The organism is Alishewanella jeotgali KCTC 22429, from assembly GCF_000245735.1.
GTDB classification, from domain to species: Bacteria; Pseudomonadota; Gammaproteobacteria; order Enterobacterales; family Alteromonadaceae; genus Alishewanella; species Alishewanella jeotgali.
Genome location: NZ_AHTH01000023.1, coordinates 25,236 through 46,647, shown reverse-complemented (window position 1 = coordinate 46,647; position 21,412 = coordinate 25,236). Strand labels below are relative to the sequence as shown.

Sequence of the window (21,412 nt, the reverse complement as noted above, 5' to 3'; positions counted from 1 at the left end):
TCATAACTGTATTAATACACTAATACAGTAGTGGCGGATCTGCAAGCGGTTAACGAGAAAAATTTACATTTCTATAAAATTAATTCGCGGTGCCGATACAATTGCTGCCAATGGCTACCGGCTTTGTTACTGATTTCGCTATCAAAATAGTGCAGTAAACGGCGTCGATCTTCGGGGTTATCTTTTAAGGCCGAACCCAGTAAGAAATGCAGCAACTGGCCATATTCCAGCTGGCCTTGCTGATAATAGTAACTATGTACGCAAAGCGTATGACCTACCACCACGGCTTCGGCGGTCGACATTGCCGCCGCAGCCAGCCGGTCGGTGCTGCGTCCGTCCAGTGTTTGGCCATTGCGCAGTTCATGGAAAATGGTCGCCAGCATTTCGAACAACAATGGGTCGAGCGTGATGTCGATACCGGCTGCAGCATTCAGCTTGGCGGTTTCCCACATCACGACACTGATTTCATCGTCAATATGGCTGATCGGTTTAATATGTTCAAAGTTCATCCGGCGTTTCAGGGCGGCGCTCATTTTATGTAAGCCTTCATCGACACTGTTGGCGGTGGCGATAATATTGAAGCCTTTTTTCGCATACAGCACGCCCTGCTCGCCGCTGAGTTCAGGAATAGTAATTACCCGGTCGGATAGCAGCGACAATACGGCATCTTGCAGTGGTTGTGGGCAACGTGACATCTCCTCAAAGCGCACAAATTTGCCGTCACGCATCGCCCTGTACAGCGGGCTTGGGACTAAAGCCGCCAGACTGGGTCCTTCACGCTGCAAAATGGCCTGATTCCAGCTGTAGAGCAACTGATCGACGCTATTTACCGCCCCGCCCTGCACGATCAGTGAAGAGTCGCCGGATATAGCGGCACACAGTAATTCTGATAACCAGGATTTGGCAGTACCGGGTTCACCAATTAACAAGCAGCCGCGTTGGGTACATAGCGAGATTATGACCCGGGTCACGACATTGGGGGCGGCAATAAATTTTTTATGGATCCCGAGTGCCGGATCGCCGAGGATAAATTTTTCAGCGGCGATCGGCGATAGCTGCCAACCCGGCGGCACGGGTGCCGGATCCCAGTGCTGTAAACGCTGTAATTCTTCGGCAAAGCTCTGCTCAGCCGGCAGGCGTTGTTTATCTGCGGTAGTATGCATCAGCTTCTCCGGGTGCCGCCGCGGGCTTCAGGTGCCATCCGATCTTGCGGCAGAATTTTGGGTAGTTCAGATAGCGGAATAATGCCGTTAATTACCAGATCCAGTGCACTATCCCGCATGGTGATCAAGCCGGCATCGAGGGCTTGCCAGCGAATTTCGGTGATCGGGGGTTGGCGCGAAATGGCGCTGCGAATATCGGTATTAACCTGCATAAACTCCACCACAGCGGTACGCCCTTTGGTCCCGCGGTCATGACAATGGCTGCAGCCTTTACCCTCGTAGCAGCGGAAACTGGCTGGTACACCTTGCGGAAAGACTTCACGTAAAATGGCCGGGTCCGGGCTGGCTTCTGTTTTACAGTGCGGGCAGATGCGTTTGGCCAGACGCTGGGCAATCACCGCCAGTAATTCGCTGGCCAGCGAATTGGGATGAATATTCAAATCATACAGCCGTTGCAGCGCGTCCACCGCATCATTACAGTGCAGTGTAGATAGCACCAAATGGCCGGTTTGCGAAGCGCGGATCGCTTCTAAGGCGGTTGGGTGGTCGCGAATTTCGCCAACCAGAATCACATCGGGATCTTCCCGTACAAAGGCCCGTAATGCCTCCGGAAAATCAAAGCCAATATCGCTGCGGATACGGGTTTGTTGAATATTATCAATCGAATATTCGATAGGGTCTTCCACCGTGATTACTTTACGGGTGCCGTCATCAGCCAGCTCCTGTAGACCGGCATAGAGTGTGGTTGACTTACCGGAACCGGTTGGCCCTACGACCAGCACTAAACCGGCCGGGTTGTTCAGTAAGCGATGATAATAGCTGGCGACCTTGGGCGACATGCCCAGCTCCTGCATGGTCAGAGCGCGGCCGGTGTGTTTTAGCAGCCGGATCACCACATGTTCGGCATGTAATGCTGGCTGAGTCTGGATCCTCAGGTCGTAGGTGTTATTACCATGTTTTAATTGTGAGCGTCCGCCCTGGGGTAAGCGGCGCTCGGCAATATTGAGTTCTGCCCGGATTTTGATGATGTTGACCAGGCCCGCCATCTCCGCCAGGCTAAACTGAAAATGTGGTACGTTATGTAAATCGCCGTCTACCCTGAGCCGGACTCTGGCGGCATTATTATAAAACTCCAGATGGATATCGCTGGCATTTTCGCTAACTGCCTCCAGCAGAATGGCTTCATACAAGGCAACCAGATAAGGATTTACCGTATCGGCATTGGCTTCACGGTTCTCGGCCGGTTCAGGGTTAGTGGCCGGTCGGGCAAAATTGCTGCGCTGAGCGACATCCAGATGTGACCAAAGACGTTTGAAGTCGGTTGGCGTGACCAATACACAGCGGATGCCACCGCTGCCATTCATTCCCGACAGCTCGTCCAGTTGAATATCAGGATTATCAGTGGCCAGTAACAGCTGCTGCTGTTGATAGGCAACAGGTAACACATGCTGACTGTCGAGGTATGTATGGGAGAACTGGTTGAACAACTGGCAGTCGATCCGCTTTACCAGCTCGTCAAAATCCTGCAACGCCAACTGACGCTCTGCCGCCAGCGACGCATAGAGTTTGCGTTCATCCAAATTAAGTTTCTTGGTTAGCACCTGCAGCAGCGGTTTATGCTGTTTTTTGGCTTCCAGGCTGGCTTCACGCAGTAATTGCTCGTCGGCCAGTCCTAAATCGATAATGCTCTGCTGCAAACGGCGGCTAAAATCAATCCAGCCCAGATTTTGCCGTCGTTCCAGTTTGCCGGCGACCTTTTGATACAGTACCAGATTGGAAAATGCGGCCTGTTCTTGCTCCAGCAGCACCAAATAACCGTGTTCTGTTAACCAGGGCTCCAGATACTGCAGTTCCGTTAGCTGGCAGGTACAGAGTATCAGCTGGCAGGGTTCACGCACACTAAAAGCACTATTGGCATCGGCATGGATCAGTTCAATATTTTCCTGGCCATCAGCAGCCAGTCGTTGTGCCGCCTGATCCAGCCGCTGTTGGTCGCGTTCGACCACATAAACCCGGCGCACCAGCTTTGCCAGCACGGCTGCGACATAGCCACTGCCCCCACCGACGTGCAAAATGGCGCTGCCGGGATTGAGTGGTGGCAGTAAATTTAGCAAGCGTTGTAAAGCTGCCTGGGTTGGCAGGCTGTGTCCGGAGATCAGGGCTTCACGACTCCGGTCGGCAACATAGTGTTGCCGAGGTGTAGCGGCTATCGCCGGGTGCAGCATGCTCTCATCAATCTGATAAGTCATATCGGATGATCTGCTATGGGTAAGGTTAACAACTGCTCAATAGGCTGTGGCTGGCAGAATCCGGGCGCGGGTTTACCGAACAGAAACCCTTGAAACAGGTCGCATTTTAGCCAGGAAAGCATCTTAAATTGTTCCGTGGTTTCCACACCTTCCGCCACCACGGTTAGCTTTAGCGTTTTAGCCATACTGATAATGGTATCGACGATAGCGTAATCGGTTTGGTCGCTCAGAAAATCACGGACAAAGGAGCGATCTATTTTCAGCACCTGGATCGGAACATTTTTTAAGAAAGCCAACGACGAATAGCCGGTACCAAAGTCATCCAGTGCAAAGCGGATCCCCTGCTGATTCAGTTGTTGCAGCTTATGCCGGGTTTGTTCAACATCCGTCATTAGCATACTTTCGGTAATTTCAAACTCCAGACGAGAAGCCTTAACGCCGGCAGTTTTAATTTGTAGTAGTGTTTGTGCAACAAAATCAGGAGTTTGTAATTGTCGTTTGCTGACATTAATGGCTATGGTCAGTTGAGGGTCGGTAAGGTGTTTAAGTGCATTACAGGCTTCTGCCAGTATCCATTGCCCCAGTACGGTAATAAAGCCGGAGGTTTCGGCCACCGGAATAAACTGCTCCGGACTGATCATGCCGCGCTCAGGGTGTAGCCAGCGCAACAGAGCCTCATAACCGGTCAGCTTGCCTTTGTTATTGACCTTAGGCTGAAAGAACAATTTGAACTGCTGTTGGCTTAATGCCAGATGCATTTCCGATTCCAACTGTTGTCGCAACAAGCTGCGCTGCTGCATACCAGGTTCGAAGAAATACAGCTGGTTTCGTCCTTGCTCTTTCGAGTGGTACATTGCCAGATCTGCAGATGACATCAGTTCATCTGTGGTTTTGTTACTGCTATTAAATAATACAATGCCGATACTGGCGGTAATCTGATATTGGCGGTTTTTCAGTAAAAAAGGTTCGCGGATCTGGGTCAGTAACTTAGCGGCCAACTGTTGGGCGTCGGCAGCGGCTTCTTCGATAGTCGCCTTATAGGTTGGCGCCAGCAGGATAAATTCGTCGCCACCTGGCCGTGCCAGAGTATCGGTTTGGCGCAAACTATGTTGTAGACGTGTGGAAAGCTGTTGCAGTAACTCATCACCATAGGAATGTCCCAGCGTATCATTCAGGCGTTTAAAGTGATCGAGGTCGATAAAGAGTAGCGCGGCATAGAAGCCGTTGCGATCCGCTTCATGCTGGATGTCGGTGATCCGCTCCAGTAACAGACGACGATTGGGCAACTGGGTAAGAGGGTCATAATAAGCCAGTTTGTAGATCCGCTGCTGATCAGATTTACTGGCGCTGATATCGTTAAAACAGGCAATATAATGGCTGATTTCACCGTTACTGCCTGTAATGGCATTGATGATTATCTGTTCCGGATAGATTTCGCCATTTTTGCGTTTATTGTACAGCTCACCACTCCAAACACCTTGCTGATAAAGCTGCTGCCACATTTGCTGGTAAAACTGCTCATCATGTAGTCCTGAGCGCAATATCGCCGGTGTTTTACCGCAAACATCTTGCTCGCTATAGCCGGTGATCTCGGTAAAGGCCGGATTAACACGTACTATCCGCCGCTGGGCATCGGTAATCATAATGGCTTCGCGGGTATGAAATGCCAATGCATTAAGCTGTTCGGTTGCCTGGGCCAGCTTTTGTTCGGTGATATTGCGGGCGGCCAGCACAAAACGTGGTAATACCGAATCGCGGCTGGCGGGTTTTAGTGAAGCTATCACCTGAAACCATTGGATCTCACCGTTTAAATCTAGTGTGTATTGTTTGGGGCTGGATAGCCCCTTGTTGTTCCAGGCTTCCCGAATCGCCTGCTGGCCAGCACTGGCGGCGGATTCCGGCAAGACTTCAGCCATGGTCTTGCCGAGGAAATGTTCAGGCTGGAACAGCAGCTGTTGGTTTTGCCCGGTATGAGCCTGATAAAAACGACCGTTTAGGTCGACATCAAACAGTAAGTCAGGTACGGCATTCAGGGTAGCGGTCAGTTCTGCTGAGGAAAGACTGAGTTTGCGGAACGGCTCGGCCAGATTTTCATAAACCAGCGCGCGATACAAAAACAAGTAAGACAGTACCTTAAGCAAATGGCCGCTTAAGTTATATAGATCATTGGTATTCTGATATAGGGTAAAGAAAAACTCTGACAGTATAGTGGTGATCAGCGCGGCGATAAGCGCTGGCGCATGATAGGGGCGAGGTTGGTGCCGGAAATGCCAGATAAAACCGAGACAAAGCAGGCAAATGGCAATAACCAGGTACTCGACCAAGATTTTAAAGGGCGTCAGGCCGGCACCGGGCTGATAGGTAGCTGGCACCGACTCCGGATAACCAATAAACCACAGGTGGCAAGCCAGCACCAGTAACGCGCTGCCACTAATTGCCAGCCAGAGCTGAAATCGCCGCGCAGCTTTATCCGCCTGGGGTAATAATACGTACAACAGGGCGCAGGCGACAACCAGGCGGGCGGCTAACCAAAAATTAATCGCTTTTGCCGGCGAATTCGCTGTGAAGTAGGCTGGCATACCTTCAAAGGATAACAGATGCGCCAGGTCGAGCCAAAATACGGCAAAGAATGCGGCGGCCAGGACGACACTGCGCCGGCTTAGTTGGTAACGAGCCTGCTCACGTACCACAGTAAAAATCAGTGCGCTGATGGTGACAGCAATAATTTCCAGTGTCGTGTGCAGCGGCAAATAGTAATGGCTGGCAATACTGGGCAGGGTTGGTTGTAGCCACAGAGGTCCAAACGTCAAAGCGGTTAATGCCAGTAAAAACAACCCGAGTAATATTACGGAGCGCATGGGAAATGGCGACGAAGCGGTATGATTACTGGCTGGCATCAATAAGCTTAATTTGATTAATCTAATTTAAGAATACGCGCTTTTTGCTAAAACTCAATTCGCTTTGCATGACAGTTGATCCAGCACAAGCTTGCAGCTTGTTCAGGTTCTGCTAAGGTCAGAGCGGTACCTTATGCAAACTCTAGCAGCAGCCTCACCTGTCGGTGAGCAGAAACCGGAAACTCAGATGCGTAATATCTTGCTTTTAATCCTCTCGCTGGTATTGGTTGCCTGTAGTCAACTGAATCAGGTCGCGGTGTACTCGGTCTCAGAAGCGCAGCTGGAGCAGGTGCTCCGGCAGCAAATTCCGCAATTAACCCGACAGGCTAATGTGGCCGGTATCCCGTTGAAAATGGCGGTAGAGCGGATGGCGGTGCAGATTGGCCCCGATAACTCTGATGTGGTGCGGATCGATACGGCGGCCAATGCCAGTTTAAATCTGTTTGGGTTAACCTATCCGGCCAGTCTGCAATTACAGGTAGAGGGGGTTCCCTACTATGATGCTGAGCAAAAGGCCGTGTTTGTGCGCTCAGTTAAGCTATTAAACTCCACGGTCGATGCGGCCGGCTACCGCGGCAACTTAACCCCGGTCAGCAATGAGTTATTGCAGCTGGTAAACCAGATGTTGGCGACGCAACCGGTATACCGGCTGGATACCGCTGATCCGGCTATCCGGATGTTAACGGCACTGCCTTTTGATATGGCGGTACAGCGTGGAAAAATCGCCTTTATTCCCAAAAGCCGCTAAATAAAGTGAGCGCTCAGCTTGCACAACGGGGCGCTTTACACTAATACTTTCGGATAGTCTTTTTATATAGATCCGAATCGTGCAGTTATCGGTTGTTACAGGGCTCCCGCATGAGTGTTTAATTTTCAAACACTCTGCTGCTGAAACCAGCTTTTAAGACATCTTCCAAATAATCCGTTTTCATCCAGGCACGTTTTTGTTTTGCGGGGATGCTGCCTTTCGATGGCTCTGCTCTTAGCATATTTAAAGACCATTGCCGTAGTATTGACCAGTTTTCCGCCGCGTGATTCTGATAAATCTGGCAAGCATCTTCTTTCATGCTGACATCCAGCACCCAATGTAGGCTATTTTCAACGGCCCAATGAGCTCTAACCGCCTCGGCTAACTGTACTTCGTTCAGCTTGGCTGAACTGATGTAGTAACGATAAGTGAGTTCCGATTTTTTTCCTTTTACTTCCCGGTAACTTAGATTCATTCCAACGGTTTGCAGACCAACCCATTTACTAAAGTTTCCCTTCAGTTCGCTGGCGTCTTTTACATGGTAACTTCTTGCTTCTATTCGGCCTCGGTTCTTTTCTATGACAATCCCATCAAGAGGGCGACTTCGTTGCCCGGCAAATAACGCTTCTACTGCGTTGTATAACGTTCCCTGGTTTGCCTTAAGCGCCAACAGATAATCCCCATTCCCCTCTATCACTTGCTCTGCTATCGCCGTTTGACATCCCATCGCATCTATTGAAACCAGGGCGCCTTCAATATCCAGCAATCGAATCAGCTCTGGGATGGCTGTGATTTCATTCGATTTTTCCACGGTCTTCAGCTGCCCCAACACCACTTTGTTCGCACAAGCAAAGGCGTTCACCATATGGATGGTCGATTTTCTGTCTTCTGGTGCATAAGAGCTACGTAGCGTTTTGCCATCTATGGCAATCACTTCTCCCTGCGTTAGCTTGTGCACCGCTTGCATCCAGTCGATAAAACATTGCCTGAATTGTTCCGGAGCAATTTTGGAAATAATACGCGCTATCGTGTCATCTACCGGGACGCCATCACTTAAAAAACCTTGTTTCTGAAACCACTCGTGATGACCTTTAGCATAATCATGGATCTCCGACCATCCCTCTGCGCCTGCAATCACGCCACATAAGGTCACGAATAAAACATCAGATAAAGGATAGGTAACTTTTGCAGACTGACGGTTGTCGATGATGGTGTCAAAGTGTGTAGTAAAGAGTTCAAGGTACATGGCATGCTCCCAAAAAAGGAGTATATGATCACAACTAGATCAGATCGTCAAACTGATCGTTTATTGTTTAAAAAACGTTCGCGATCTCGCCCTGTCGGTTGTTATCCGCCTGTCAATAATGATGTTATTGGTTTACGTTGCCCTGCCTTTGCGGGCCGTAAGCCAGGAGTCTATTGAACACAGCCGGGTATTCAGCCGTTTTATTCAGCTCAGTGTCCCTGGCCGTTCTTTGCCTGTTCCCACCACCATGACCCAAGACCAACAAGGTTTCTTATGGTTAGGCACCCAACATGGCCTTTATCGTTATGATGGCACTGATTTACAGGAATTTAGAGCCAATCCTGGTCAGAGCGGTAGCTTGTCAGCTGGTTGGGTGTCTGCGTTAGCGTCAGATCCTCAGGGGTGGTTATGGGTAGGTACCCGTTACGGCGGTTTAAATCGTTTTGATCCAGTAACTGAGTCCTTCGTTCGCTTTGAGTTACCTGGGCCTGAGGACGTGTCTTCGGCTGAAATTAGTGCACTGGTGTTCGATCAGTCGCAGCAATTATGGATTACTTCTTACGGTGCAGGTTTGTTTAAATGGCAGCATGAGCAACTGCAACCTGTCACACTACCAACGATTTACAGCGAACTGGCTGTTAAATTCATTAACAGTTTATTTATTGATACCAGTGGTGGCCAATGGCTAGCGATTGGTGAAGCACCACTCCGTACTTATGGGCAGCAACGTGGTGGTGCCTTGTATCGTGCGAATGAACAAAGTGATTGGCAGGAGGTTGGCTTTGCCAGCGATGCGCCAGTCAGGGCATCCGTCAGTAAAATCAATCAGAGTCTCGATGGAACGGTTTGGGCCGCAACCTATGGTCAGGGGCTTTACCTGTTTGATACTGAACAACAAATTTTCCAACTTGCCAGGCAACCAGAACCGTTAAAACAAGCATTGCTGTCTGATTTGCATTTTGATGCCGAAGGAGGGCTTTGGCTTACTAGCTACAGTGCTGACCACCGCGGTGGCTTATGGCATCGCGATCAGCAAGGTAATTGGGTGCACTATCCTTTTCAAGCTGAATTCAGCGAGGGGTTGGCCCGAGCTGATTTATTGGCGCTATTTCAGGATCAACAAGGTATTTTGTGGACAGTCAGTCAGGGTGGTTTTCGGGGGCTGAGTCGTTTTGCCAGAGCGATCCGAACCTTACCTAATGGCCAAACTGGCAGCGGTTTACTGGCCGCACCCAATGTATTGGGTATTGATGCGGTCGCTGAAAACAGTATCTGGTTAGCTAACCGAGAGGGTGGCGTTGCCCATTTTGATCCTCAAACAGCCATATTAAAGTATTGGCTGCTACCTGACGGCCCAGAGCAGCCAACACTAGTACAAGCGGTACACCAGGATAATGACGGCACTCTCTATGTTGGTACTGATCGCGGATTGTATCGTTTAGTTCCTGCCACATCGGAATGGCAAAATATCAGTCTGTATCCAGCGGCAGAGCCATTTGTCAGACTATTGTATCGGGATCGGCAACAAAACTTGTGGATTGGGACTCGAGGGCACGGCTTATTCCGTTTAGCTCCTGACCGCACCCAACTGGAGCATTATCGCCGGGCTGACGGGAGGGAACAAATCCGCTTTGAAGATATCAATAATGTGACGGAAGACTATCTCGGAGCTATCTGGATAGGTTCGACAGATCAGGGAGTTGCTCGTTACCAACCTGAAACAGGAGAGGTTGAGTATTGGCTACAGCATGCCGGCAGTCAGCATGGGTTGCAACTGAACGGTATTCAACTGATGTTGGAAGATCAATCCCAACGGCTGTGGATTCGAGCAGGGAATATTAATCATTTGGTCTTACGAGATCCAGATCAGCCCGCGCTGGTTAGAGGCTTTAAACCCTATTTAACGCTTGATGATTATGATACTGCATTACAGCAAGCGCCCTTTTTTCGCTTGCTTTACCGACTACATTGGTTAGAGGAGCAACAAACTTACCTCGAGCTGAACGAAATGCATGGAATGCAGAGCAGTACCTGGATTGGTGCCTGGGATATTTTAGGTACTACAATTTATCGTGGCGGGGCCCGAGGTTTTGATTATTTTGATATCAATAAGTTACCCAAGCGAGTTGCATTGAATCAGGTGCAGTTAACTGCGCTTTCATTGTTTAATCAACCCGTCCGGGCTGGTTCGGCGTTATTACCACAGACCTTGGCCAATCTTGAACAGTTGGTACTGACCTATGATCAGGATATGTTTAGCATTCGTTTCGCCTCACCTGAATATAAACAAGCACAGCAAATTCAATATCGTTATCAACTAAAAGGCTTTGACCGTGATTGGATTCAAACGTCGGCACAAAGTCCGGTTGCAACCTATACCCGTTTACCACCAGGCGATTACTTGTTCAAGGTTGCGGCTCGCTTACCGGATGGACAATGGACTACGGACACTGAATTATCGGTGCGTGTTTTACCGCCCTGGTGGTTGACCTGGTGGTTCAAGCTCATCCTCTTTTTGCTATTGCTGTTAACTGTGATGGTAGTGCTACGTTGGCGTTTGCAGCGAGAATATCAATTACGACGAAAACTAGAGCTGTTAGTAGAAAAAAGAACCGCGCAGCTTGCTGAACAAAATCAGGCCTTGGAGCTATCCTATCAGCGCTTGCAACAAACACAGCAGCAATTGATTACTCAGGAAAAAATGGCTTCTTTGGGTGGCCTGGTGGCGGGGGTGGCTCATGAGATCAATACGCCGCTAGGTATTTGCGTTACCGCAACCAGCCACTTACAAAATGAGCAGGCACAGCTTGCCGAGGCTGCTGCAAACCGAACGATGCTACAAAGCCAGTTCAACCGCTTTATGCAACAACTTAGTGATGGTTTAAAAATACTGCAGGTTAATACGCAGCGAGCTGCAGATTTGGTAAACAGTTTTAAGCAGGTATCTGTTGATCAAAGCCACGACAGCTATCGTGAATTCGAACTTTGCCAGTATCTTAATGATGTGTTGCTGTCGTTGCGCTCGCGACTCAAACAACAACATTGCGAGCTAACTTTTGATTGTCCCCAGCCAATCATAATGTATTCCGATCCTGGTGCTATAGCGCAAGTGGTAACTAATTTGGTGATGAATGCGTTAATTCATGGCCTTGACGGGCATCCCGCACCTAAGATTCGGCTGCTAGTGGAAGATACAGCCAGTGAGGTTCTAATTCATTTTAGTGATAACGGCAAAGGCATGACAGATGAGGAGCTGAAGCAGCTTTTTGATCCTTTCTTTACTACTAAAAGAAATCAGGGTGGTAGTGGTTTGGGAGCGCATATCGTCTATAACCTGGTTACAGTAAGATTACATGGTACAATCTCAGTTAGTAGCCAACCTATGCAAGGTTTACATTATTTATTGCGTTTAACTAAGCAGGTAACGTAAAAAATCGGGGAGCCTGGGCTCCCCGTCAATGCAGGACAAATTTCACAACGACCAGAACATCCGTATTCAGGCTAAGCCCTCTCATTCCGTCGACGTTGATACTATAGCGCTCCTTTTGTGTTAATGCAAATGATTATCATTAATGACCTGCAATTTATTTGCTTGCAATAACAGTAAAGATCATTAAAATATGTTTCGTTTCGAAACTTAAGCGAAAGAAATGAATAAGCGTAATACCCAACAACGCCGCCATCTGATCGTCGCCCGCCTGCAACAACAGGGCGAAGTGACTGTTGAGCAGTTAGCCGAGCAATTTCAAACCTCCGAAGTGACGATTCGTAAAGACTTAACGGCATTAGAGGCCGCGGGGTTGTTATTGCGCCGCTATGGTGGTGCTGTGCCGGTGCCACAGGACTTTGTCTCCGATAGCAGCCTGGAAAAAGTTTCAGAGCGAAAGTTGGCGATTGCCAAAGCAGCGGCGGCGCTGATTAAAGATCATTACCGGATTATTATCGACAGTGGCCGCACCACGGCGGCCTTGTTACCTGAGCTGGCGCAAAAACGCGGTTTGGTGGTAATGACCAACTCGCTGGCCATTGCCAATGCGCTGCGCGAGCTGGAAAACGAACCGACGCTGCTGATGACTGGCGGTACCTGGGATCCGCAATCGGAAGCCTTTCAGGGCCAGCTGGCAGAGCAAATGCTGCGTAATTACGATTTTGATCAGCTATTTATCGGTGCCGATGGTATCGATCTGGCGCGCGGCACCACTACCTATAACGAGCTGTATAGTTTAAGCCGGGTGATGGCTGAGGTTGCGCGTGAGGTAATCGTGATGCTGGAGTCCGACAAGCTGGGGCGCAAAATCCATAATCTGGAGCTGCCCTGGTCACTGGTTAAGGTACTGGTTACCGACAGCGGCTTGCCGGAAAGCGCAGCGGCTGAAATTGCAGCACAAGGGGTAAGGGTGATCCGGGTTCAGGCCTGATTAACCTGAGAGCGATAACGTAGAATTTATTTATCAACTTATTGGAGTAAGGCTATGTGTGGCATTGTAGGCGCGGTCGCGCAACGGGATGTGGTGGATATTCTGGTTGAGGGTTTACGCCGGCTGGAATACCGCGGCTATGATTCTGCCGGTGTGGCAGTAGTTAACGACAGTGGTGAGCTGCAACGATTGCGCCGCCTCGGTAAGGTTAAAGAGCTGGCGGATGCGGTTGCCGCGCAGCCGGTTCCCGGTGGTACCGGTATCGCTCATACCCGCTGGGCTACCCACGGTGAACCAAGCGAGCGCAATGCCCACCCGCATGTTTCCAGCAATATTACGGTGGTGCATAACGGTATTATCGAGAACCACGCCGTATTACGCGACGCCTTAAAAGCCAAAGGCTATATCTTCACTTCTGATACTGACACCGAGGTGATTGCCCACCTGGTTGAAGAAGAGCTGAAAAGCCACAGTTCATTACTGACTGCGGTGCAGGCCGCGGTAAAACAATTACACGGTGCTTATGGTACTGTGCTGCTGGATAAAACCGATGCCAGCCGCGTGGTAGTGGCCCGCTCGGGCAGCCCGCTGGTGATTGGTCTGGGTATCGGTGAAAACTTTATCGCCTCGGATCAGCTGGCGCTGCTACCTGTTACCCGCCGCTTTATCTTTTTAGAAGAAGGCGATGTGGCGGAAATCACCCGCCACAGCGTTAGCATTTTTGATAAAAACGGTCAGGCGGTCGAGCGCGAAGTGCATGAGTCGAACGTTAGCTATGACGCCGGCGACAAAGGCCAGTACCGCCACTTTATGCTAAAAGAAATCTACGAGCAGCCAAGTGCAATCAATAACACGCTGGAAGGCCGGCTGAGCAGCGACAGTGTGCTGGATGAAACCTTTGGCAATGGCGCGGCTGAGCTGTTTAAAAAAGTAAAACATATTCAAATCGTCGCCTGCGGCACCAGCTACCACTCGGGTATGGTCGCCCGTTACTGGCTGGAAGCGCTGGCTGGCGTGTCCTGTAATGTCGAAATTGCTTCTGAGTTCCGCTACCGTAAATCCTTTGTGCAGCCAAACAGCCTGCTGGTTAGCATTTCACAATCCGGTGAAACGGCCGACACCCTGGCGGCACTGCGCTTGGCGAAAGAAGCCGGTTATCTGGGTAGCCTGACTATTTGTAACGTTGCCGGCTCGTCGCTGGTGCGCGAATCGGATCTGGCCTTTATGACCCGTGCCGGCGCCGAAATCGGTGTTGCCTCTACCAAAGCCTTTACTACCCAGTTAGTGGGCCTGGCGATGTTAACGTTGGCAGTGGGTAAATATAACGGTTTAACGCCAGAGCAACAGCGTGAGCTAACAGCTGCCCTGCGCAGCCTGCCAGCCAAGCTGGAAGAAACACTGACGCTGGCGCCGCAGATTGAAGCCCTGGCAGAAGAGTTTGCTGACAAGCACCATGCGTTATTCCTCGGTCGTGGCGATCAGTATCCAATCGCGATGGAAGGGGCGTTAAAGCTAAAAGAAATTTCCTATATCCACGCTGAAGCCTATGCCGCCGGTGAGTTAAAGCATGGCCCGCTGGCGCTGATCGACGCCGATATGCCAATTATCGTGGTAGCTCCCAATAACGATCTGCTGGAGAAGTTGCAGTCGAACGTGGAAGAAGTGCGTGCCCGCGGCGGTATTCTGTATGTGTTCGCCGATGCCAACGCCCGCTTTAAATCAGATGCCACCATGCGCGTTATCAATGTGCCGCATGTGGCTGATATTCTGGCACCCATCGTCTACACCCTGCCACTGCAGTTACTGAGTTACTATGTGGCCATTATCAAGGGCACCGACGTAGACCAGCCGCGTAATTTGGCGAAGTCAGTTACTGTCGAATAAGCGGTACTAAAATACGAAGGCCATTGTGGGGTGAAAATAAAGTTTCACCCCACAGAATAAAGCCACATCATATAAAATATAGTGTCATCACAAATGGCTGGTTTCCGATGCCGCTTTTTTATGCTTGAAATTCACGCAATAAATGATTTAAACAAAGAAATAGGAGCATGTAGTGTGAAATCTATTTCTAAAGAGACAAATTGTGACAATTTAACTTTTCGCGTTAAACTTTTATAGACATCGTTCGATAGGCAAGCTCCAAAATCTGGTGATCTGCCTCCCACTACAAATTCGTGCTCGTTTTTGGCTGATAACGCAATGCCGTTTGCTGCGCCTCTCTGTTTACACGTCACCCGTTCATTTGCGAAGTTTGTTTAATAACAGATTTTTTTGCTACTGAAGTCACCATTTTTGACAAAAGATCTTTCATGTCTTCGACTTTCAGTACAAGCATTTTCAGGCTTGCCGTTCCTAAAACTATTCCAGAAGCTTAGTTTATGCTTAGCCCTACATACTTGTTACGGCAATTGTAAGATGTGCCGATGGATATACCCATCTCTCGGAAAAGGTCTTCAACTCTTGTATCAGCTTTATGCTGTTTGATGGCTTTGATACCTTGTTCTTCGATGTGGCTTTTTCATTCTGAGATCCTCATTGGCTTCAGTTAATTGAAGCCAATGAGGAGACATGGTCTTAAATTTTGGGTAACAGTTCGTCACTATTGTTGACTTATTTAATGCTTAAGTCTATGCTATTTGCTCTTTAATTGGTTTAAGGTAATGGCATTATGAGTTTAACAATGCACCAGATCGACGGTTTTATTGATACCGCGATAAACCGCCTTTCAAGCGAAGCGGGATCGACCGTTAGTTATTTTTATGTTGATCTCCGTTCTTACCAGCAGCGCATAACTCAAAATCTTGTGGATCAATGCGTCAGAGTTTGCCTGTCGCGTGGGCTTTCAGCTGAACGCCAGGGCGATGGTCTGACCGTTACCGTAGATTTGAATACGTGTTTTTTGAATCCTAACCAAGCGCTGGCTTATAACACTGCTTTGATATACACACGAACCGTGCATGGCAATCACCTTTAAAAGAGTTGCTGGCTGGATGTTTCGATTGGGAGAGGAGCTACGGTCTTTGCGAAAGAGACAAAGTGTAGCCGGACAAAATAGTTCTGATATCTGACAACAAAAATCTATGACGAAAATGGCTTATTTGTACTTTTTTATTGCGGAGTTATTTTGTCAGGTCCTAACCTTTAGGGGGTAGAATAGGATGTGTCGTACTACCAGAAACAAGTGAGCCACCTAAAAAGGTGGCTCTTAAACTCGCTACCTGTTGTCAATACTCGTTAGAGCGTAAGAGGACAGGGCTATCACAACAAGAGGCTATGCCTCAGTGGATACAAATATACATAATAAATTTAATAAGGGCAAATGTTTGTGGATTTAGACGAGATAAAACAGGGACTATCCACTGAAAAGCTTGAAACTTATAGACAAGTCTTAGAATGCAAATCAGACAGTGAGGTAATTGCCGTATACATGGCTATGCAGGGGATTATGAGTCACTTCTTTACCGTTGTTCAGTTATTAGAAGTTACGCTAAGAAACTCTATACATAAAGCAGTTACCGCTCAGTTTAAAGACGATGAATGGTACAAACGTGTCCCGATCAGCGAAGAGTCCAGAAAACAAGTCAGTTTTGCCGAGCAGCAATGCATTGAGGAGATTGGCGCTAAGTATTATACCAGCGGTGATCTTGTCTCTCGATTACCCTTCGGTTTTTGGGTCCACATGCTACATAAGGATTACAACAACCCTCGGGATAAAGAACATAATATTTGGCAGTTTCAACTTCACAAATGTTTTCCGAATGCTAAACGGCAGAATGTATCGCTTAATACCATTTTTCAGAAAATGGGGACGCTCAATCGTTTCAGGAATAGATTATTTCATCATGAGCCAGCATGGAAATCACGCCAAACCAAAAATCGTAGCGATGCTATCAGTTATTTGAACAGCATGTACGGGGAGCATATGGAGGCTATAGAACTGCTCTCTTCCAGTAAACGTGAATTGATTTCTTTGTTGGGCTTTGATGCAAAATTTACAGACGAATGTGATATCAAAAATTTAGATAGATTTGAATTACTGCTGAATCCAGAAAAGGAAGAAGAGAAAGCTCAAGAAAATTAAATAACTTCACTTAATCTATGCAAGGGAGCATGAAGCTATTTATTAAACAATGTTATTGTACTAATCTATAAAAATCAACAGTCTAGATGGCTTAGCGATGGCAGGAAGTTACAAAGGCCTTTCCGACCAGCAAATCCAGAAACGGATAAAAGAAGGCCGTGGTCAAGGCGAAGGTCGAGATTACAGACCCTGGATTCAAACTTGGGATGTGTCCTCACTTGGCCGGTCTCACCGGATATTTGGCAACCGCAGTGGCCGGTTACATCACCTGCTTTCAGATCTGGAACTCGCTATTTTTTTGACATTAGACTGGCAACACTCAGTGTTGGATATCCGTGAACAGTTTCCACTGCGTGTCGAAGATACCACCCGTCTTGCTGATGAGCTCGGTATTAGCCATGCCGTCTTCAAAGGCGCACCCCAAGTGTTGAGCTCAGACTTTTTGGTCACGTTCGACCGACAAACTCAGCCCTTAATGGCGTTTCAGGCTAAATACAGCAGTGATTTATCCAAACCTGAAGTGATTGAACGGCTGCAACTGGAAAAACGATACTGGGAAGATAAACAGATACCATGGGCTATCATCACTGAGAAGGAAATCAGCAAAGAGGTGGTGATGAATATTCAGTGGCTTTATCCTGCAGAAAGCGAAAAGGTTGCTGAAGACGAGTTGCACCATCAGTTCCTGCTGTTTCAAACCCAGTTTGATAAACAACCAAACGACTCAATCATCAAAATAGCTCAGCAGTTGGACCTTGCGTATAACCAGGAACCCGGTCAGGCATTGTTCTGGTTGCGCCATCTGCTTGCCAGACGTTATTTCCAGTTTGATATTAATCTGCCCTACCGAAAGTTAATTGCAGCAAATCTCATCGCTACTACCCATGAAAAGGAGATCACGGAGGCCAACTATGTTTCCGGTTAATCAAGTTTTTAAACATGGTGAGTTGTATTACCGGCTGCTGTGGCTGGATGGCGAGCTTTCATTCTGGATTGATCTGTATTCGAAAACTGCATGGCCAGAGCAGATTGCTGTTACTGGTATAGAGCAATTATTAATTCAGCAGGAAATAACTCGGGTTGACGACCCTTGCTTCAGTTTGGTTGCGCGTAGCGTCGAGGAGGGCTCAACTGACTGGCAAAAGCGTGAGCATGCGTGGTCAATTATTAAAGATGATATTGAAAGTACCGCCCTGTTTTATCCTCGAGAGCGCGGCGCTGCTGTTAAGCGCATGATGGCCGTAAGTGGTGCCACCCACCAGACGATAAACCGTTTTATTCGTCGCTACTGGCAACGTGGTATGTGTAAAAATGCGTTGTTGCCAGATTATGCAAACTCAGGCGCAAAAGGCAAACCACGGCAGTCTGGAAAAGCAAAGCTGGGCAGACCAAGGACTGTACGGCCAGGTGTGGGTACTAACATTACACCAGTGATCGAAAGAGTATTTCATCAGGTAATCACCAGCAAACTACTTATCGAAAAGAATACGGCTGTAAGTCAGGCCTATGCCGGTGCATTAAATTTGATCGGTGCACTGATGCCCGAGCTCCAACCTGAAGAACTTCCAACACCTGAACAATTTCGCTACTTCTATCAAAGCCGCTATGCCAAAACGCTGGTCGTTGAAAAGCAGCATTCAGCGGTCAAATTTGCCAAAGATATCCGGCCATTAAAAAGCACCTCGACAGCAGAAACCTTTGGCCCAGGCCACAGGTACCAGATTGATGCCACCATTGCTGACGTTTATCTGTTGTCTGAGTATGACCGTAGCAGAATAGTTGGTCGGCCGGTTATTTACATAGTGCAGGATGTGTTCAGCCGGATGGTTGTTGGCCTCTATATTGGCTTTGAAGGGCCTTCATGGGTTAGTGCTATGATCGCTCTTGCTCATATAGTTGAGGATAAAGTGGCGTATTGTCAGCGGTTTGGTATTGAAATCTCAGAAGAGGATTGGCCCACCAAAGGTTTACCTGCAGTTATTCTGGCTGATAAAGGGGAAATAAACGGTACCAAGGTTGAAAAGTTTGCTGAGGCTTTTGGCGTTCGTATTGAAAACGCTACCGCCCGTCGTGGTGATGCTAAAGGTATTGTCGAACGAGCCTTCAGGACAGTTCAGGACGAATTTAAACCCTACACTCCAGGCGTTGTTGAAGCTGTGATGAGTACAAAACGCGGTGGTCATGATTATCGTCAGGATGCAACGCTGAACTTGCCAGAGTTCACCCGAATTATTCTGGCCTGCGTGCTTTATCACAATACCGATAAAGGTTTGGAAGGATATGACCGTACTGAGGATATGCCGACTGACTTACCCTTAATTCCTATCGAATTGTGGCGCTGGGGTGTGTCGAATCTGACTGGCAGGCTTCGCACTGCGCCAGAGCAGTTGGTCCAGATTAACCTGATGCCGCACTTTGAGGCGACAGTTTCAGAGCTTGGCGTCAATTTGTTCAACTGTTTCTACACTTGCCCTGAATTGATTAAAGCCGGCTGGTTACATCGCTCCGGAACCAAAAGGCCAGGCAAGGTATTGGTAGCCTACGATCCAAGAACCGCAGATCATATCTACATCAGGCCGTCTTCCGATTTAAGTGAATACTGGGTTTGTGAGTTGACGGATCGGAGCAGACGTTTTCGTGGTTTGTCATTTTGGGATGTCTGGCTTATCACCAAAGAAGAGCGAAAAACTGATGCCAAGGTGCGGATGACAACTGCGGTAGCCAAGGGAAAATTGATTCAGCAGATTGAAAGTATCGTTGCTGAAGCTGACGAAAAGCGGACTGAACTTAAGCGACCTGGAGTTAAAAAACTTGGGCAGCATATCAGGCAAAACAAGCAGTTGGAGAAATCAGTAGAGCGACAGGTGACAGCTTTCAGACCGGAACGAACGGAAATGAGTACGCCAGCACCTGTTGTGCCTATCCGTGGTAACAAACCTGAAAACTATAGCTTCCCTGATATGACTGATTTAATTTTTGGAGAGGATACCGACAATGACTGACGTTACGCAAGGTCGGATTCCTAATGCCGTTTATATTGATCCCGGATTACCTGAATATCGGGATAATCCGTTGATTGCTTCTCTGCCTCCAATTTTTGATACCAAGCAGGTTATTACTAAGCTTAGGTTAAAACCCTTGTATGACAGTGCCGAGCGTAATTTGGATGGTCGACTGAGAGTGCATGCTATTGCTAGGTTGCTGAATCGGTTTTTTCAACCGTTAAGCCACCATCTGGAATTAGAGCAAAAAATATCGCTAATCCTCAGGCAAGGCTATCTGGGACGTAATCCTGATCAGGGCTCATATCACCTTCATCTGCAAAATGGTTTTAAGCGGATTCAGGAAGAAGATCTTGATGCTTTTGTATTTGACCAGGCAAGGTCGAGCGCAAACAGCTTGTCACTATTTGGCTGCTCCGGCTGTGGCAAGTCTGTCACAATCAATCGAATTTTTTCGGTTTATGAACAAGCGATTTTTCACCCAGAACACAACATCACTCAACTAACCTATCTGAAAATCGAATGCCCGGTCGATGGTGATTTGGATGAGCTTTGTCTGAGCTTTTTTAATGAGGTGGACCGGGTGCTACACACTCAGTACAGCACCTCACATGGCCGGAAAAAGCTGGGAACCAAGCGTTTGATGGCCAGCATGTGCCAGATCGCCAATCTGCATGCTCTGGGCGTATTGATAATCGATGAAGTGCAAAACCTGAATGAAGCAAAATCCGGTGGTGCAGAAAAAATGCACAACTTCTTTGTGTCTTTAGTGAACACTATCGGTGTGCCAGTGATTCAGGTGGGTACCCACCGTGCACGAAAATTCTTTCAGCGAACATTCCGCGCTGCGCGTCGTATAACCGGATTTGGCAGTTTACTGTGGGACAGATTGCCGAATGACCATCAGTGGCGTCAGTTATTAAAACTGCTTTGGCAATATCAGTGGTTACGAAGTGCTGAACCGATAAATGATGAGCTGGTGGGTACAATGTACGACCTGACTCAGGGTGTAATGGATATAGTGGTCAAGCTTTATGTGCTGGCTCAGGTCAGGGCTATAGTCACCGGCATGGAGCGCATCACATCAGAGCTGCTTAAGCAGGTTTATCATGATGAATTAAAACCGGTTCATCCGATGCTAGCGGCTTTACGCAGCAACAACCCGGGATTACTGGAACAGTACGATGATCTGCTGATGCCTGAAATAGAAGCCAGAATGTTATCAATGGTATCGTCACTCGAACAGGCTGATACGTATGTAGACCGGCCAGAGATTTCAACCGATAAAAGTAAAAAACTGCTCGCCTTGCTGTCACAAATGGATATTCCGGAAGACATCGCTATTCCTTTGGTTGATAGGGTAATTAGCCGACATCCGGAACTATCCGTGGCGGCGCTGATGCACAAAGTTACTGAGTATACGGCGGATGTGACGGTTGAGCCCCCGAAAATAAACCGGATAAAAAGAACTCAATGGCTGGAATTACCAACCAATGATTTACGTTATTTGTACGCCAGTAGTGATAAGAACAATGTATATCAGTTGTTTAAGAAGCAGGGACTAATATATGACCTGAAATCAGTTAGTAACAGGACGGGTTAACT

At 48.2% G+C, this 21,412-nt stretch carries 13 protein-coding genes; 9 read left to right on the top strand and 4 right to left on the bottom strand.

Features of this window, described 5'->3' with window-relative positions; translation table 11 throughout:
* Positions 1–71: 71 nt before the first annotated feature.
* The 3 genes from AJE_RS08930 to AJE_RS08920 are packed head-to-tail and all read right to left on the bottom strand — an operon-like array spanning position 72 to position 6,270.
* Positions 72–1,163: an ATP-binding protein gene (locus AJE_RS08930; protein ID WP_008950585.1), complete on the bottom strand. Its 1,092-nt coding sequence runs from the start codon at positions 1,161–1,163 to the stop codon at positions 72–74.
* Entirely contained in the window at positions 1,163–3,412 is a 2,250-nt protein-coding gene (locus AJE_RS08925; protein ID WP_008950584.1) for an ATPase, T2SS/T4P/T4SS family, read from the bottom strand. The genes AJE_RS08930 and AJE_RS08925 overlap by 1 nt, the downstream gene beginning before the upstream one ends.
* Entirely contained in the window at positions 3,409–6,270 is a 2,862-nt protein-coding gene (locus AJE_RS08920) for an EAL domain-containing protein (RefSeq protein WP_050858389.1), read from the bottom strand. Before AJE_RS08920 ends, AJE_RS08925 begins: the two co-directional genes overlap by 4 nt.
* Before the next feature lie 226 nt (positions 6,271–6,496).
* Between AJE_RS08920 and AJE_RS08915 the strand changes: the two genes are divergently transcribed.
* Positions 6,497–7,057: a YceB family lipoprotein gene (locus AJE_RS08915; RefSeq protein ID WP_083216255.1), complete on the top strand. Its 561-nt coding sequence runs from the start codon at positions 6,497–6,499 to the stop codon at positions 7,055–7,057.
* Positions 7,058–7,175: 118 nt separating this feature from the next.
* On the opposite strand, the gene AJE_RS08910 is transcribed toward AJE_RS08915, so the two are convergent.
* On the bottom strand, positions 7,176–8,303 hold the full coding sequence (locus AJE_RS08910; RefSeq protein WP_008608682.1) for an ISAs1 family transposase: 1,128 nt from the start codon (positions 8,301–8,303) through the stop codon (positions 7,176–7,178).
* 118 nt (positions 8,304–8,421) lie between these two features.
* Here AJE_RS08910 and AJE_RS08905 point away from each other — a divergent pair, with 118 nt between their 5' ends.
* The 8 genes from AJE_RS08905 to AJE_RS08875 all read left to right on the top strand — a co-directional run bounded on the left by AJE_RS08905 (position 8,422) and on the right by AJE_RS08875 (position 21,410).
* Complete coding sequence (locus AJE_RS08905) at positions 8,422–11,733, top strand: sensor histidine kinase (RefSeq protein ID WP_008950581.1); 3,312 nt, start codon at positions 8,422–8,424, stop codon at positions 11,731–11,733.
* 220 nt (positions 11,734–11,953) lie between these two features.
* On the top strand, positions 11,954–12,721 hold the full coding sequence (locus AJE_RS08900; RefSeq protein WP_008950580.1) for a DeoR/GlpR family DNA-binding transcription regulator: 768 nt from the start codon (positions 11,954–11,956) through the stop codon (positions 12,719–12,721).
* A 54-nt stretch (positions 12,722–12,775) separates the two neighbouring features.
* Positions 12,776–14,605, top strand: coding sequence for a glutamine--fructose-6-phosphate transaminase (isomerizing) (glmS, locus tag AJE_RS08895; protein WP_008950579.1), 1,830 nt, complete (start codon positions 12,776–12,778; stop codon positions 14,603–14,605).
* Positions 14,606–15,392: 787 nt separating this feature from the next.
* Positions 15,393–15,698, top strand: coding sequence for a hypothetical protein (locus AJE_RS18165; RefSeq protein ID WP_083835109.1), 306 nt, complete (start codon positions 15,393–15,395; stop codon positions 15,696–15,698).
* Between the two features lie 345 nt (positions 15,699–16,043).
* A complete protein-coding gene (locus tag AJE_RS08890) occupies positions 16,044–16,805 on the top strand; it encodes a hypothetical protein (RefSeq protein WP_008950578.1) in 762 nt (253 codons plus the stop codon).
* A 97-nt stretch (positions 16,806–16,902) separates the two neighbouring features.
* Positions 16,903–17,730, top strand: a complete 828-nt coding sequence (locus AJE_RS08885; protein ID WP_008950577.1) for a heteromeric transposase endonuclease subunit TnsA — start codon at positions 16,903–16,905, stop codon at positions 17,728–17,730.
* On the top strand, positions 17,717–19,807 hold the full coding sequence (locus tag AJE_RS08880) for a Mu transposase C-terminal domain-containing protein (RefSeq protein WP_008950576.1): 2,091 nt from the start codon (positions 17,717–17,719) through the stop codon (positions 19,805–19,807). The genes AJE_RS08885 and AJE_RS08880 overlap by 14 nt, the downstream gene beginning before the upstream one ends.
* Entirely contained in the window at positions 19,800–21,410 is a 1,611-nt protein-coding gene (locus AJE_RS08875; RefSeq protein WP_008950575.1) for an ATP-binding protein, read from the top strand. The genes AJE_RS08880 and AJE_RS08875 overlap by 8 nt, the downstream gene beginning before the upstream one ends.
* The last annotated feature ends 2 nt before the right edge of the window (positions 21,411–21,412 follow it).

What these genes read in the sequence shown, in the direction of transcription:
- AJE_RS08910 (WP_008608682.1), bottom strand. Translation starts at nt 8,303, where the DNA reads ATGTACCTTGAACTCTTTACTACACACTTTGACACCATCATCGACAAC.
- AJE_RS08930 (WP_008950585.1), bottom strand. Translation starts at nt 1,163, where the DNA reads ATGCATACTACCGCAGATAAACAACGCCTGCCGGCTGAGCAGAGCTTT.
- AJE_RS08915 (WP_083216255.1), top strand. Translation starts at nt 6,497, where the DNA reads ATGCGTAATATCTTGCTTTTAATCCTCTCGCTGGTATTGGTTGCCTGT.
- AJE_RS08885 (WP_008950577.1), top strand. Translation starts at nt 16,903, where the DNA reads ATGGCAGGAAGTTACAAAGGCCTTTCCGACCAGCAAATCCAGAAACGG.
- AJE_RS08905 (WP_008950581.1), top strand. Translation starts at nt 8,422, where the DNA reads ATGATGTTATTGGTTTACGTTGCCCTGCCTTTGCGGGCCGTAAGCCAG.
- AJE_RS08890 (WP_008950578.1), top strand. Translation starts at nt 16,044, where the DNA reads ATGTTTGTGGATTTAGACGAGATAAAACAGGGACTATCCACTGAAAAG.
- AJE_RS08920 (WP_050858389.1), bottom strand. Translation starts at nt 6,270, where the DNA reads ATGCGCTCCGTAATATTACTCGGGTTGTTTTTACTGGCATTAACCGCT.
- AJE_RS08875 (WP_008950575.1), top strand. Translation starts at nt 19,800, where the DNA reads ATGACTGACGTTACGCAAGGTCGGATTCCTAATGCCGTTTATATTGAT.
- AJE_RS08880 (WP_008950576.1), top strand. Translation starts at nt 17,717, where the DNA reads ATGTTTCCGGTTAATCAAGTTTTTAAACATGGTGAGTTGTATTACCGG.
- AJE_RS08925 (WP_008950584.1), bottom strand. Translation starts at nt 3,412, where the DNA reads ATGACTTATCAGATTGATGAGAGCATGCTGCACCCGGCGATAGCCGCT.
- AJE_RS08900 (WP_008950580.1), top strand. Translation starts at nt 11,954, where the DNA reads ATGAATAAGCGTAATACCCAACAACGCCGCCATCTGATCGTCGCCCGC.
- glmS (WP_008950579.1), top strand. Translation starts at nt 12,776, where the DNA reads ATGTGTGGCATTGTAGGCGCGGTCGCGCAACGGGATGTGGTGGATATT.
- AJE_RS18165 (WP_083835109.1), top strand. Translation starts at nt 15,393, where the DNA reads ATGAGTTTAACAATGCACCAGATCGACGGTTTTATTGATACCGCGATA.